The organism is Pseudomonas sp. UW4, from assembly GCF_000316175.1.
GTDB lineage: Bacteria > Pseudomonadota > Gammaproteobacteria > Pseudomonadales > Pseudomonadaceae > Aquipseudomonas > Aquipseudomonas laurylsulfatiphila.
This window is the reverse complement of the sequence record NC_019670.1, coordinates 2,607,729-2,622,737: the sequence shown is the minus strand read 5'-3', so window position 1 is coordinate 2,622,737 and position 15,009 is coordinate 2,607,729. Positions and strand designations below refer to the sequence as shown.

12 protein-coding genes are annotated in these 15,009 nt (G+C 62.8%); 11 read left to right on the top strand and 1 reads right to left on the bottom strand.

Features of this window, described 5'->3' with window-relative positions; translation table 11 throughout:
- Positions 1-41: 41 nt before the first annotated feature.
- From PPUTUW4_RS11385 to PPUTUW4_RS11375, 3 genes are all read left to right on the top strand, one after another.
- Complete coding sequence (locus PPUTUW4_RS11385; RefSeq protein WP_015094781.1) at positions 42-836, top strand: ABC transporter substrate-binding protein; 795 nt, start codon at positions 42-44, stop codon at positions 834-836.
- Positions 837-900: 64 nt separating this feature from the next.
- Positions 901-2,448, top strand: coding sequence for an amino acid ABC transporter permease/ATP-binding protein (locus PPUTUW4_RS11380; RefSeq protein WP_015094780.1), 1,548 nt, complete (start codon positions 901-903; stop codon positions 2,446-2,448).
- Positions 2,445-3,233: an SDR family oxidoreductase gene (locus PPUTUW4_RS11375; protein WP_015094779.1), complete on the top strand. Its 789-nt coding sequence runs from the start codon at positions 2,445-2,447 to the stop codon at positions 3,231-3,233. The genes PPUTUW4_RS11380 and PPUTUW4_RS11375 overlap by 4 nt, the downstream gene beginning before the upstream one ends.
- 150 nt (positions 3,234-3,383) lie before the next feature.
- On the opposite strand, the gene PPUTUW4_RS11370 is transcribed toward PPUTUW4_RS11375, so the two are convergent.
- Complete coding sequence (locus PPUTUW4_RS11370) at positions 3,384-4,361, bottom strand: LysR family transcriptional regulator (RefSeq protein WP_015094778.1); 978 nt, start codon at positions 4,359-4,361, stop codon at positions 3,384-3,386.
- A gap of 394 nt (positions 4,362-4,755) precedes the next feature.
- Here PPUTUW4_RS11370 and PPUTUW4_RS11365 point away from each other — a divergent pair, with 394 nt between their 5' ends.
- The 8 genes from PPUTUW4_RS11365 (at position 4,756) to PPUTUW4_RS11330 (ending at position 14,997) form a co-directional block, all read left to right on the top strand.
- A complete protein-coding gene (locus tag PPUTUW4_RS11365) occupies positions 4,756-5,085 on the top strand; it encodes a DUF485 domain-containing protein (protein WP_015094777.1) in 330 nt (109 codons plus the stop codon).
- Positions 5,082-6,731 carry a cation acetate symporter gene (locus PPUTUW4_RS11360; RefSeq protein WP_015094776.1) on the top strand — a complete coding sequence of 550 codons (1,650 nt, stop codon included), beginning with the start codon at positions 5,082-5,084 and terminating at the stop codon, positions 6,729-6,731. The genes PPUTUW4_RS11365 and PPUTUW4_RS11360 overlap by 4 nt, the downstream gene beginning before the upstream one ends.
- 175 nt (positions 6,732-6,906) lie before the next feature.
- Positions 6,907-8,157 carry an OprD family porin gene (locus PPUTUW4_RS11355; RefSeq protein ID WP_015094775.1) on the top strand — a complete coding sequence of 417 codons (1,251 nt, stop codon included), beginning with the start codon at positions 6,907-6,909 and terminating at the stop codon, positions 8,155-8,157.
- Between the two features lie 278 nt (positions 8,158-8,435).
- Positions 8,436-10,139, top strand: coding sequence for an AMP-binding protein (locus PPUTUW4_RS11350; RefSeq protein WP_015094774.1), 1,704 nt, complete (start codon positions 8,436-8,438; stop codon positions 10,137-10,139).
- 108 nt (positions 10,140-10,247) lie between these two features.
- Entirely contained in the window at positions 10,248-11,756 is a 1,509-nt protein-coding gene (locus tag PPUTUW4_RS11345) for a CoA-acylating methylmalonate-semialdehyde dehydrogenase (RefSeq protein WP_015094773.1), read from the top strand.
- Positions 11,757-11,845: 89 nt separating this feature from the next.
- Positions 11,846-12,736, top strand: a complete 891-nt coding sequence (gene mmsB / locus PPUTUW4_RS11340) for a 3-hydroxyisobutyrate dehydrogenase (RefSeq protein WP_015094772.1) — start codon at positions 11,846-11,848, stop codon at positions 12,734-12,736.
- A 2-nt stretch (positions 12,737-12,738) separates the two neighbouring features.
- Positions 12,739-13,827 carry an enoyl-CoA hydratase/isomerase family protein gene (locus PPUTUW4_RS11335; RefSeq protein WP_015094771.1) on the top strand — a complete coding sequence of 363 codons (1,089 nt, stop codon included), beginning with the start codon at positions 12,739-12,741 and terminating at the stop codon, positions 13,825-13,827.
- 18 nt (positions 13,828-13,845) lie between these two features.
- On the top strand, positions 13,846-14,997 hold the full coding sequence (locus PPUTUW4_RS11330) for an acyl-CoA dehydrogenase family protein (RefSeq protein ID WP_015094770.1): 1,152 nt from the start codon (positions 13,846-13,848) through the stop codon (positions 14,995-14,997).
- The last annotated feature ends 12 nt before the right edge of the window (positions 14,998-15,009 follow it).

The window sequence follows — 15,009 nt, the reverse complement described above, 5'->3', positions numbered from 1 at the left end:
AGTTTTCAGCTAACCCCTACCTACGCCGGAGTCAGTAAATAATGAAAAACAATAAAATGAACCTCTTGAGCCTGGCTGTATTGGCAGCCGGCATGTTCGCAGCCACGGCGAGCATGGCCGCGGCAGAATCGTTCAAGGTCGGCATGGAGATCACCTACCCTCCTTTCGAATCCTATGACAAGGACAAGAATGTGGTGGGTTCGGACCCCGAGCTGGCAACGGCACTGGCCAGGCACATGAACGCCAAGGTCGAGTTCGTCGACACCAAGTTCCCGAGCCTGATCCTGGGCCTTAACTCCGGCAAGTACGACGCGATCATTTCCGGCATGTACATCACGCCGGAGCGCCAGACCCAGGCCCAGACCATTGCGTATGCCAACACCGGCGCCGCGGTCATGGTGCCCAAGGGCAGCGAGATCAATGCGAAAAAACCTGAAGACCTGTGCGGCCTGAAACTGGGCCTGGAACAGGGCACGACCTGGGTCAAGGAATTCAGGAAGCTGTCCGACGAATACTGCGTGCCGAACAACAAAGGCGCCATCACCGTCAGCGAGTACCCTTCGGCGCCCGAAGTAACCCAGGCCCTGCTGTCCAGGAACATCCAGGCCCAGGTTGAAATCGCCGGTGCCGCCAAGATGATCGCGGAAAAGACCAATGGCCGGGTCGTGATCACCACCGAGCATCCGATCTATCAGCAAACCCTGGGCATCTTCGTCAAGAAAGGTAACGACGAAACCTACCAGGCCGTGCAAAAGGCCTTCGAGGAGACGAAAAAGAGCGGAGAATACGCAGCAATCCTCAAGAAGTATGGCCTGGAAGAACCGACCGCCAACTAAGAACCTGCCCTTGTAGTCTGGTTATCTGCCGTCCCTGCGCGGGGGCGGCAGATCGAGGTGTCCCATGCAATTCGATTGGTCGTATTTCTTCTCCCTGTTCTCCCTGCCGGACTTCTGGAATGCCTGCGTCACGGTCATCCAGCTCAGTGCCCTGGCCTGGTTCATCGGCATGCTGCTGGGTTTTGTCCTGGCCACCGCCAAGCTGTCCCAATCGCCCTTGCTGCGCATTCCCGCAGCGGTCTACATCTGGTTTTTCCGCAGCATCCCGTTGCTGGTGCTGGTGGTGTTCGTCTACAACCTGCCGCAGTTGTTTCCCGGTAGCGGACCGATTCTGTCCAACCCCTTTTACTCCGGCCTGCTGGCCCTGGTGGTCACTGAAGCGGCGTACATGGCGGAGATCCATCGTGGCGGCCTGATTTCCGTGGCCAAGGGCCAGAAGGAAGCCGGGCGCGCGCTGGGTGTCGGCGTGCTCGGCATGCAACGCCTGATCGTGATCCCCCAGGCTTTCCGTATTTCGTTGCCCACCCTGATCAATGAATACATCACCGTGGTCAAGCTGACTTCGCTGGTCTCGGTTATCTCCCTGACCGAAATCCTCACGGTCGGCCAACGCCTCTATGCCACCAACTTCCTGGTCATGGAAACCCTGGCGGCGGTAGGCGTCTACTACGTGTTGATCGTCACCGTATTCGGCTATTTCCTGCAGCGCCTGGAGCGCTACCTGGACCTGAACTTCCGCAAGCCGCACACACTGGACGCGGCCACCATCGCCAGGTTCAAGGCCAGCGCCGAAGCCTTGCCCGACATTGCGCGCAAAGCCGCAGGCAACAACACAACTCCGATCCTGCAACTGAACAACATCCAGAAGAGCTATGGCACCCACAAGGTGCTGCTGGGTATCGACCTGAGTGTCGATTACGGCCAGGTGGTCTCGATCATCGGGCCATCGGGCTCCGGCAAGACTTCGCTGATCCGTACGGTCAACGGCCTGGAAAGCATCGATACCGGCGACATCAAGTTGTTCGGCGAAACCTTCATCGAAGCCTCGGACAAACCCAACAGCTCGCGCCTGCGCAAAGGCGTGCGGCACATCGGCATGGTGTTCCAGAACTTCAACCTGTTCCCGCACCGCACCATCCTCGACAACATCACCCTGGCACCGCGGTACCACGGCCAGCCGGGCGAGCTGAGCGAGCATCGTGCCTATGCGCTGCTGGACAAGGTCGGCCTGCTGGCCCATGCCCACAAGTACCCGCACCAGCTCTCCGGCGGCCAGCAGCAGCGCGTGGCGATCGCCCGGGCCCTGGCCATGGAGCCGCAGATCATGCTGTTCGACGAGCCGACCTCGGCCCTCGACCCGGAACTGGTCAACGACGTGCTCAACGTGATCCGCGACCTGGCCAGGGAAGGCATGACCATGCTGATCGTGACCCACGAAATGGACTTTGCCATGTCGATTTCCGATCGGGTGATTTTCATGGAGAACGGCAATATTCAACTCGATGCCGCACCTGAGACCATTCGCTGTGAAGCTGAAGGTGAGAGGGTACGACGCTTCATGGGCATCGGTGCCCGATCGACAAACCTGTCTGCAGCGGTGGATCACGCATGAATCTTGGAATTGCAGGACGCTGGGCGCTGGTGTGCGCCGCCAGCAAAGGCTTGGGTAAGGCCTGCGCACAGGCACTCGTCACCGAAGGCGTGAACCTGGTGATCACCGCACGGGGCGAGGACACACTGAATGAAACAGCCCGTCAGCTCAGGGCGATAAATCCTGAAGTGACGGTCATCGCCGTGGCCGGAGACATTTCCACCCCCGAGGGTCGGGCGGCAGCGCTCAAGGCCCATGAGCATTTCGATATCCTGATCAACAACGCCGGCGGCCCTCCTCCCGGGGATTTCCGCGAATGGAATCGCGACGCCTGGCTCAAGGCACTGGATGCCAACATGCTGACCCCTATCGAGCTGATCAAGGCCACCGTGGACGGCATGGCGGCACGCGGATTTGGCCGGATCATCAACATCACCTCGAGCGCCGTGAAGTCCCCGATCGAAAGCCTGGGCCTGTCCAACGGCGCGCGCAGTGGCCTGACGGGGTTCATTGCGGGGCTGGCCCGGCAAGAAAACATTGCCAGCCGCAATGTGACGATCAACAACCTGCAACCGGGCTCGTTCGACACCGATCGACTGCGCGACAACCTGGTCGCCGCTGCCCACGAAATGGGGCAAGACAGTGAGGCATTCCTTGACGAATGCCGTCGCGAAATTCCTGCCAGACGCTTCGGCTCACCCGAGGAGTTCGGTGCGCTGTGCGCCTTCGTCTGCAGCAGCCATGCGGGCTACCTGACCGGGCAAAACCTGTTGATTGACGGAGGGGCCGTTCGCTCCAGCCAGTGATGACGGCAGGCACCCCCATGCCATTGATCAGCGCCATTCTCCTGTAGGAGCTGTCGAGTGCAACGAGGCTGCGATCTTTTGATTTTTTAAAAGCAAGATCAAAAGTTCGCAGCCTGCGGCAGTTCCTGCAAGGCTCCCCCTCCCATTCCCTCAGGGCGACGGCAAGTAGAGCATCGTATGGGACTCCCCCATCAACAACGGACGATTCAGCTGCGCACAAGCGCGCAGATAGTCGGCTACCAGGGTGACCCGCTTGAGCTTGCGCAAGTCCTCGCTGTAATACATCCAGAACTGTCGCGTGACTTCCACTTCCCCCGGCAGCACTTCGCACAGGCGGGGATCGGGGCCGGCGAGGAAGCAAGGCAGGATGGCCAGCGCCCGCCCTTCCAGGGCTGCATGGTAATGGGCCACCACGCTGGTGCTGCGCAGGCGGCAGTTGGCGCCAGGCATCAGGTCGTTCAGGTAGAGCAGCTTGAAGCTGAAGGCCAGGTCTTCGACGTAGGTCACGAACGGGTGGCCGGACAGGTCTTCACGACAGCCGATCAACGGATGATTGGCCAGGTACTCCGGCGTCGCATACAGGCGCAGGCGGTAATCGCACAGTCGCGAGCACACGTATGGACCGCGTTCGGGCCGCTCCAGGGTGATGGCGATATCCGCCTCGCGCCGTGACAGGTTGATGAAGTGCGGGACCGGCAAAATGTCCGCTGAGATATTCGGGTAGTGCTCGAGGAAATGGCTCATCTGCGCCGTGATGAAACAGGTTCCGAAGGCTTCCGTGCAACCAATGCGCAGATGCCCGGAGAGCCCCCCTGTGGTGCCGAAAACCTGTTCGCAAGCCACCAGCAGCGTACTTTCCAGGCTTTCGGCGTGGCTGACCAGACGCTGCCCTTCCACGGTCAGGACGAAACCTGAGGTTCGCGATTTCTCGAACAGCAGGGCGCCCAGGCACTGCTCCAGGGCACGGATGCGCCGCGACACCGTGGTGTAGTCCACTCCCAGGCGTCGAGCCGCACCGCTGGCGGTGCGAGCACGGGCAACTTCGAGGAAGAAACGCAAGTCGTCCCAGTTCAGCGGGGGCTGCGTTGTGCGTTTTTGCATATCCATCGAGCTTTTCTGCCAATACATATGGGAAATATGCCCTTATATACTCGCATCTCACCCAACTTGGCCAGCGTCGTTTTCCGGCCAGGAAAGTCCCCTCCCCAATAATAAATAACGAGGGCTGACAGCATGAGCGCATGGATAAACGCCGGCCTGCGTGCCGGACACAAACAGCTGCGCAACAGCGCAATCGCGACCACGGTTCTCGTCTGCCATTGGCCCGATTCTCTGCTCGCCTCGCAGCCGATCAGGCCCGCCCTCCTGCACCGCCCACTCTCCTTCGCAAGATCGTCCAGGCGGCAATAACTCCAGCACATCAGCATTCAGGTGGCGTCCCGCATCGGGTCGCTGCCCGGGTACCCGTACGCCCCTCAAAAGGCCGAACAACAAAAACAACTAGAAAAAGCGGAGCCTCACCATGACGACTGACCATCCGAACCACACCCAGACCTGTGCACGGGTCAGGGCCAACCCCAAGTTCCAGCGCCTAACGCGCCAGCGTGCGCTGCTGGCCTGGACACTGAGCGGCGCGGTCCTGGCGATCTATTACAGCTTCATCATGGTGGTGGCTTTCGCTCCCGCCTGGCTGCACCTGCCGCTGTATGACGGCAGTCACCTCAGCCTCGGCATGCCAATCGGCGTGACGATCATCCTGTTGTCCTGGCTACTCACCGCCTGGTACGTGCACAGCGCCAACACCCGCTTCGACGTGCTCAGCTCGCAGATCCTCCAGGAGTCCCGCGCATGAAACGCCTGTCCGCCCTTCTCGCCCTCAGCCCTGTGCTGGCTCATGCCGATCCCATCATTGCGCAGAAGCAAGCGCTCAACCTGCACGCCATCGGCATGTTTTTCGTCTTCGTCCTCGCCACCCTGCTGATCACCTGGTGGGCGGCACGGCGCACCCGCTCCGCCGCCGATTTCTACAGCGCAGGCGGCGGTATCACGGGATTTCAGAATGGCCTGGCAATCGCCGGTGACTACATGTCGGCCGCCACTCTGCTGGGCCTGTCGAGCATGGTATTCGCCAAGGGTTACGACGGCTTCGTCTACATCATTGGCTTCTTTGTCGGCTGGCCGATCGTCACCTTCCTGATGGCCGAGCGCTTGCGCAATCTGGGCCGCTACACCTTCGCCGACATCGTCTCCTACCGACTCGATCAAACCCGCGTGCGCAGTTTCGCCGCCCTCGGATCGCTGACCGTGGTGTGCTGCTATCTGGTGGTACAGATGGTCGGTGCCGGCCAATTGATCAAGCTGCTGTTCGGTCTCGACTACCGCACGGCGGTGGTGGTGGTCGGACTGTTGATGCTGGTCTACGTGATCTTCGGCGGCATGCTCGCCACCACATGGGTACAGATCACCAAGGCAGTCCTGCTGCTGGCGGGCGGCACCACCCTGGTGCTGATGGCCCTGAGTCGCTTCGACTTCAGCTTCGAGACACTGGCGGCCCAGGCTGTGGCGGTGCATGCCAGCGGTGTGCAGATCATGGGCCCGGGCACCTTGCTGGCCGACCCGATCAACGCAGTGTCCTTATCCCTCGGCCTGGTCTTCGGCATTGCCGGCCTGCCGCACATCCTGATGCGCTTCTTCACGGTGCCCAATGCCAAGGAGGCGCGTAAATCGGTGCTGTTCGCCACGGTGTTCATCGGTTTCTTCTTCCTGGTGGTCTGCGTCCTGGGCTATACCGCCATCGTCATCGTCGGCACGGATCCGCAGTACTACGTCGATGGCAAGCTCGGCGGGGCCATGATTGGCGGCGGCAACATGGTGGCCATGCACCTGGCGAAGGCAGTGGGTGGCAACCTGTTTCTCGGCTTCCTCTCTGCCGTGGCTTTCGCCACCATTCTCGCCGTGGTGTCCGGTCTGGCCCTGGCCGGTGCCTCGGCCATCTCACATGACCTTTATGCCTCGGTGTTTAAAAAGGGCTGCGCCGACGAGAAACAGGAAATGCGCGTGTCACGCATCGCCACCGTTTGCCTGGGCATCGTGGCGATTTCCCTTGGCATTCTGTTCGAGGGCCAGAACATCGCCTTCCTGGTCGGCCTGACGTTTGGCATCGCCGCCTCGGCGAATTTCCCTGTATTGATCATGTCCATGTACTGGGGCGGCCTGACCACCCGCGGCGCCCTCTATGGCGGCTTGACCGGCCTGGTCAGCGCCCTGGCCCTGGTGATCGGCTCGCCGTCGGTGTGGGTCGGCGTACTGGGGCATGCCCAGGCGCTCTTCCCTTACGACCAGCCAGCGCTGTTCTCCATGCCACTGGCCTTCGTGGTCATAGTGGTCGCTTCCAGGCTTGACCGCAGCGAGCGCGCCAACCGCGAACGCGCCGCCTACGCCGACCAGTTCGTCCGTGCCCAGACCGGCCTTGGAGCTTCCATGGCCAGCAGTCACTGACGCTGATTTTTTCCGGGGCTGACGCCCCGAGCGCGAGTCCGCTCCTTTGCTTCGCGCTTTTTTACACCCGCCCTGCGCCGCTCGGCGCAGGACACCCCCAATAGCGCCCTTCCCTCGCCAACTCCAAGTGGCGCGGGAGCGGCTCGTCGACAACAAAAACAACAAAAGGCATCCAATGAAACCCACCACCCTCACTCTGTTCCTGGCCGGCAGCGGCCTCGCTGCACAGGCACATGCCGACTTCCTGGCAGACAGCACGGCCAGGCTGGAGATGCGCAACTTCTACTTCAACCGCGACTTCCGCCAGGCTAATGCCGCCCAGTCCAAGCAAGAAGAATGGGCCCAGGGATTCCTGCTGCGCTACGAATCCGGTTATACCGATGGCACGGTCGGTTTCGGTATCGATGCCCTTGGCCAGCTCGGCGTCAAGCTCGACTCCAGTCCTGATCGCGCCGGCACCGGCCTGCTCAAGCGCGACAGCCAGCCGCCCAGGCGCGCCAAGGACGAGTATGGCGAACTGGGCCTGACGGCCAAGTTCAAAGCGTCCAACAGCGTGCTCAAGCTCGGCACCCTGGCCCCGAAGCTGCCGGTGCTGCTGGCCAATGACTCGCGCCTGTTGCCGCAAACATTCCGCGGTGGCCAGTTGAATGTTCAGGAGATCAAAGGCCTCAGCATCGACGCGGGGCGCGTGGATCGGGTCAACCAGCGCGACTCCTCGGACTACGAGAAAATGACCATCACCACCACCGGCGCCAAGGGCATTGTCGGTGGCCAGGCCCGCAGCGACGCCTTCAATTTCGCCGGCCTGGCCTACCAGTGGAACGAGCGGCTGAACACGGGCTACAACTACGGCGGCCTGGACGACTTCTATCACCAGCACCAGTTCAGTCTGGTCCACGTGCTGCCGCTGGGCGCAGGCCAGACGTTCAAGAGCGACCTGCGCTACGCCCGCTCCACCGACGATGGCCACAGCAACATCGACAACAATGCCTTCGGCGCCATGTTCACCTATGCCCTCGGCGGCCATGCCTTCGGTCTCGGTTACCAACGCATGAGCGGCGACACCGGCTTTGCCTATGTCAATGGCACCGACGCCTACCTGGTCAACTTCGTGCAGATCAACGATTTCGCCAACAAGGACGAGCGCTCCTGGCAGGCGCGCTACGACTACAACTTCGCGGCCCTCGGCGTTCCCGGCCTGACCTTCATGACCCGCTACTTATCCGGCGACAGCATCGACCTGGGCGCTGGCAAGCCCGACGGCCACGAATGGGAGCGCGACACCGACATCGGCTACGTGCTCCAGAGCGGCCCGCTGAAAAACCTCGGTCTCAAGTGGCGCAACGCTACGGTGCGCACCGCCCACTTCGGTAACGACCTCAACGAAAACCGCCTGATCCTCAGCTATACCCTGGCGCTCTGGTAAATCCCCGCACAAGGCGGGCGCTGCCTGCATCGCTTGACGGTGCGGGCAGCGCCCACCTTGTCGATTCAACGATGCAGCAGGCCCATGCTTTTTTGCACAACATACGGGATTTTTTGAGCATTCTTATTTGATTTATGCCTGCCTATACTCGATTCAACCACCTGGCCATGAACCCGGTCAGTCCCAATAAAAATAAATAGGGCACCCACCGTGAAGCTATCCATGCTTGCCGTCGTCTCCCCACTTTCAGGTAACCGCGCGCGTCTCGGGAGCCTCCAATGAACAACCACTGCCAACCCTTCCTGGACGCTCGTGATTTCCTGCTGGCCCACCGTACCGACTACGCCACCGCCGTACGTGACTTCCGCTGGCCGCTGCTGCACGAATTCAACTGGGCGCTGGATTACTTCGATGCCATGGCCGAGGGCAACCAGGCCAACGCCCTGTGGATCGTCGAAGAGGACGGCAGCGAACAACGCTACAGCTTCCAGCAACTGGCAGCGCGTTCCAACCAGGTGGCCAATCACCTGCGAGCCCTCGGCGTGCGCCGCGGCGAACGCATCCTGCTGATGCTCGGTAACGACGTCGCCCTGTGGGAAACCATGCTGGCCGCCTTCAAACTCGGTGCCGTGGTCATTCCCGCCACCGCCCTGCTGACCCCCGATGACCTGAGCGACCGCATCGAGCGCGGCCATGTTCGCCACCTGGTGGTCGGTAGCGCCCATGTCGACAAGTTCGACGGGCTGGGTGAAGACTGCAGCCGCATCTGCGTCGGTCCGTCCCCCGCCGGCTGGACCCCGCACAGCGCCGCCAGCGAGCATTCCGAGCAGTTCGAATCAGAGGGTCGCACGCTGGCCACCGACCCGATGCTGCTGTACTTCACCTCCGGCACCACCTCCAAGCCGAAGATGGTGTTGCACAGTCACCAGAGTTACCCGGTCGGCCACCTCTCGACCATGTACTGGATTGGCCTGCAGCCGGGCGACCTGCACCTGAACATCTCGTCCCCGGGCTGGGCCAAGCACGCCTGGAGCTGCCTCTTTGCACCGTGGAATGCCGGTGCCTGCATCTTCATCCACAACACCGCACGCTTCAGCGCGCCGGCCCTGCTCGGCGTGCTCGAACGCTACGGCGTCACCAGCCTGTGCGCGCCACCTACCGTGTGGCGCATGCTGATCCAGGAAGACCTGGCCAGTTACAAGACGCGCCTGCGCCTGCGCGAACTGGTGGGCGCCGGTGAGCCGCTCAACCCGGAGATCATCGAGCAGATCCTGCATGCCTGGGGCCTGTTGCTGCGCGACGGCTTCGGCCAATCGGAAACCACCGCACTGGTCGGCAACACGCCTGGCCAGCGGCTCAAGCCGGGCTCCATGGGCCGTCCGTTGCCGGGCTATCGGGTGACCATGCTCGATCCCGATGGCGTGCCGGGTAACGAAGGCGAAGTGGCCCTGCCGCTGGACGTACGCCCGCTTGGCCTGATGCTGTGCTACGAGGACAGCCCGGAAAAGACCGCCGAAGTGATGCGCGACGGCTACTACCGCACTGGCGACACCGCACAGATCGACGAAGAGGGCTACATCACCTTCGTCGGCCGTGCCGATGATGTGTTCAAGGCCTCCGACTACCGCATCAGCCCCTTCGAGCTGGAAAGCGCGCTGATCGAGCACCCGGCGGTGATGGAAGTGGCCGTGGTGCCAAGCCCCGACCCGGTGCGCCTGGCAGTGCCCAAGGCCTATCTGATCCTGGCCCATGACGCACAGGGCAGTCACGAACTGGCTGGCAGCATCCTCGCGTTCGCCCGCGAGCACCTGGCGCCCTACAAGCGGGTACGGCGCATCGAGTTTGTCAGCGAGCTGCCCAAGACCATCTCCGGAAAAATCCGCCGGGTGGAACTGCGGCAAATGGAAGTGCAGCGTCGCCAGGGCGACGCACGTGGCCCGCAGGAATACTTCGAAGAAGACTTCCCGCAACTCAAAGGCTGACCTCTGGGGCCGGCATGCCGGCCCCTCCCCCCGAATCCAGACCCGATCACTCGGCCAACCAGGCCGAGGGGACTCATTCGCCCCAACAAAAGCAGGCAGGACCCGTAAATGACCTCTTCCATCGTTCCCAGCGTCAAGCTTCTGATCAACGGCGAGTTCGTCGAATCGCGCAGCACCCAATGGCGCGACGTGGTCAACCCGGCCACCCAGGAAGTCCTGGCCCGTGTGCCCTTCGCCACCGCCGAGGAAATGAACGCCGCCGTGGCCAGCGCCAGGCAAGCCTTCAAGACCTGGCGCAAGACCCCGATCGGTGTCCGTGCCCGTGTGTTCCTCAAATACCAGCAGTTGATCCGCGAAAACATCAAGGAACTGGCCGCCCTGCTCACCGCCGAGCAGGGCAAGACCCTGCCGGATGCCGAAGGTGACGTGTTCCGCGGCCTGGAAGTGGTCGAGCACGCCGCCAGCATCGGCAATTTGCAGATGGGCGAATTGGCCAACAACGTGGCCAACGGTGTCGACACCTACACCCTGCTGCAGCCGCTGGGCGTGTGCGCCGGCATCACCCCGTTCAACTTCCCGGCGATGATCCCGCTGTGGATGTTCCCGATGGCCATTGCCACCGGCAACACCTTCGTCCTCAAGCCATCCGAGCAGGATCCGCTGGTCACCATGCGCCTGGTGGAACTGGCCCTGGAGGCCGGTGTGCCCAAGGGCGTGCTCAACGTCATCCACGGCGGCGTCGACGCGGTGAACCTGATCTGCGACCACCCGGACATCAAGGCCGTGTCCTTCGTCGGCTCGACCAAAGTCGGCACCCACGTCTACAACCGCGCCACCCAGAACGGCAAGCGCGCGCAGTGCATGATGGGTGCGAAAAACCATGCCATCGTCCTGCCCGATGCCAACAAACAACAGACCCTGAACAACCTGCTGGGTGCTTCCTTTGGCGCTGCCGGCCAGCGCTGCATGGCCCTGCCCGTGGTGATCCTGGTGGGTGAAGCGCAGACCTGGCTGCCGGATCTGATCGAACGAACCAAGACCCTCAAGATCAATGGCGGCACCGAGCCGGGCACCGACATCGGCCCGGTGATTTCCTGCGCCGCCCTGGAGCGCGTCAACGGTCTGATCGCCAGCGGCATCGAAGAAGGCGCCAGGCTCGAACTGGATGGGCGTAACCCGAGCGTGCCGGGCTACCGGGATGGCAACTTCGTCGGCCCGACCATTTTCTCCGGTGTCACCGCGCAAATGTCGGTGTACCGCGAAGAGATCTTCGGCCCGGTGCTGTGCGTCATGCACGCCGCCAACCTGGACGAGGCGATCGAGATCATCAACGCCAACCCGAACGGCAACGGCACTGCCCTGTTCACCCGTTCCGGCGCTGCCGCGCGGCACTTCCAGGAAGAGATCGACGTTGGCCAGGTCGGCATCAACGTGCCAATCCCGGTACCGGTCCCGCTGTTCTCCTTCTCCGGTTCGCGCGCCTCCAAGCTGGGTGACCTGGGTCCCTACGGCAAGCAAGTGGTGACCTTCTACACCCAGACCAAGACGATCACCCAGCGCTGGTTCGACGAGGACGACACCGGCGGCGCGGTGAACACCACCATCACCCTGAAATGACCTTTGCCGGCCGACGCCTTGCGTCGGCCGACGACAAGCGCGCGCAGGGTTTCCTGCGCCACTGCCCCCACTCGTAAAAGGTAGCCAACATGCATATCGGATTTCTCGGCCTGGGCAACATGGGCGGCCCAATGGCCCGCAACCTGCTCAAGGCCGGCCACAGCCTGACCGTCTTCGATCCCTTCCCCCAGGCGGTCGCCGCCCTGGTGGAGGCCGGCGCCAGCGCCGCCGACTCACCCGCCGCCGTGGCCAAGGCCAGGGTTGAGGTGATCATCACCATGCTGCCGACCGCCGAGCACGTGAAGCAGGTCTATCGCGGCAAAGATGGACTGCTGGCCAATATCGGCCCGGGCGTGCTGTTGATCGACAGTTCGACCATCGACCCGCTGAGCACCCGCGAGGTGGCCAAATACGCCCTTGCCCAAGGCAACCCGATGCTCGACGCACCGGTATCCGGCGGCACCGGAGGTGCGGCGGCAGGCACCCTGACCTTTATGGTCGGTGGCCCGGACAGCGTGTTCGACCAGGCCTTGCCGATCCTCTCGGCGATGGGCAAGAACATCGTGCACTGCGGCGCAGCAGGCAACGGCCAAGTGGCCAAGATCGCCAACAACATGCTGCTCGGCATCTCCATGGTCGGCGTCGCCGAAGCCATGGCCCTGGGTGTAGCCCTGGGCATGGACGCCAAGGTCCTGGCCGGAGTGATCAATACCTCCACCGGTCGCTGCTGGAGCTCGGAAATCAACAACCCGTTCCCGGGCGTGCTGGAAAACGCTCCAGCCTCGCGTGGTTACAGCGGCGGCTTTGGCAGCGACCTGATGCTCAAGGACCTGGGCCTGGCCACTGAAGCGGCCAGGCACGCGCGCCAACCGGTCGCGCTCGGTGCCGTAGCCCAGCAGCTGTACCAGACCTTCAGCCTGCAAGGTAACGGCGGTCTGGACTTCTCCGCCATCATCAACCTGTTCCGCCGGGAAGCCTGAGCATGAGCGAGCAGCAAGCCCCGGTGCTGGCCAGCGTACGCAACCGTGTCGGCCACCTGACACTGAATCGGCCAAGCGCGTTGAACACCCTGGACCTGCCCATGGTGCGTCTGCTCTGCCGGCACCTGTGGGCGTGGGAGCAGGACCCGGAGATCGTCGCCGTGACCCTTCGTGGCGCCGGTGAAAAGGCCTTCTGCGCCGGTGGCGACATCCGCATGCTGTACGACAGCTACAAGGCCGGCGACAACCTGCATGAGCTGTTCCTCGAGGAGGAGTACGCCCTGGACGAGTACCTGCATGGCTACACCAAGCCAGTGCTGGCACTGCTCGATGGTTTTGTCCTCGGTGGCGGCATGGGCCTGGCCCAGGCCGCCTCGTTGCGGGTGATCACCGAGCGCACGCGGATGGGCATGCCGGAAGTCGGCATCGGCTTTTTCCCCGATGTCGGTGGCAGCTATTTCCTGCCGCGCCTGCCAGGTGAACTGGGAACCTATCTGGGCATCACCGGCTGCCAGGTGCGTGCCGCCGATGCCCTCTATGCGAACCTTGCCGACTACTACCTGCCCAGCGAACGGCTGGCCGAGCTGGATGCCTGCCTCGACCACCTGAACTGGACCGCTGCGCCCGTCGAAGACTTGCAGGACCTGCTCGCCGACATGGCCACCGAGCGACTTGCCGGTTCCGAGCTCAAGGCCTGTCGCCAGGCGATCGACGAGTATTTCGCCTTGCCCGATGTCCCGGCCATTCACGCCGCGTTGCAGCGCGAACAACGTCCCGAGCTGCAAGACTGGGCCGAGCAGACAGTGAAGCTGCTCGACAGCCGCTCGCCATTGGCGATGGCCACGACGCTCGAGTTGTTGCGCCGTGGTCGTGACCTGAGCCTGGCCGAGTGCTTCGCCCTTGAGTTACACCTGGACTACCAGTGGTTCGACAAGGGCGACCTGATGGAGGGTGTGCGCGCCCTGATCATCGACAAGGACAAGTGCCCACGCTGGAACCCGCCAACCCTGACAGAACTGGCACCCGCCCGGGTGCAAGCCTTCTTCAACGACTTTGAATGCGCCTCCGGCAAGCCCGTACGCACCGCCTGATCGGCAGGAGACTTTGCAATGCACGATATCGAATTGACCGAAGAACAACGCATGATCCGCGACATGGCGCGCGACTTCGCCCGCAGCGAAGTCGCGCCGCATGCCCAGGCCTGGGAGAAGGCGGGCTGGATCGATGACGCCGTGGTGGCGCAGATGGGCGAGCTGGGCCTGCTGGGCATGGTCGTACCGGACACCTGGGGCGGCAGCTATACCGACTATGTGGCCTACGCCCTGGCCGTTGAAGAAATCTCGGCCGGCGACGGTGCCCTCGGCGCGCTGATGAGCATCCACAATTCGGTGGGCTGCGGCCCGCTGCTGAAATACGGCACCCCCGCGCAACAGGACAGCTGGCTGCCGCTGCTGGTCAGTGGTCAAGCGATCGGCTGCTTCTGCCTGACCGAACCACAGGCCGGCTCCGAAGCGCACAACCTGCGTACCCGTGCAGAACTGCGCGACGGTCAGTGGATTCTCAACGGTGCCAAGCAGTTCGTCAGCAACGGGGAGCGAGCAAAGCTGGCCATTGTCTTCGCCGTCACTGATGCGCAACTGGGCAAGAAAGGGCTGTCGGCCTTCCTGGTCCCCACTGACAACCCTGGTTTCGTGGTCGACCGACGCGAACACAAGATGGGCATCAAGGCCTCAGATACCTGCGCGGTGACCTTGAACAACTGCACCATTCCCGAAGCCAACCTGCTGGGTGAACGTGGCAAAGGCCTGGCCATTGCCCTGTCGAACCTGGAAGGCGGCCGCATCGGCATCGCCGCCCAGGCCCTGGGAATCGCCCGCGCCGCCTTCGAGGCCGCCCTGGGCTATGCCCGCGAACGCGTCCAGTTCGGCAAGCCGATCATCGAACACCAAAGCGTGTCCAACCTGCTCGCCGACATGCACACCCGGCTCAACGCCAGCCGCCTGATGGTCCTGCATGCCGCACGCCTGAAAAGCGCCGGGCAACCCTGCCTGTCCGAAGCCTCCCAGGCCAAGCTGTTCGCCTCGGAAATGGCCGAACGCGTGTGCTCCAGCGCCATGCAGATCCATGGCGGCTACGGCTACCTGGAGGATTACCCGGTGGAGCGCTACTACCGAGACGCACGCATCACCCAGATCTACGAAGGCTCCAGCGAAGTCCAGCGCCTGCTGATCGCCCGCGAACTGAGCCACTACGCACTCTGACCCCCTCGAGCC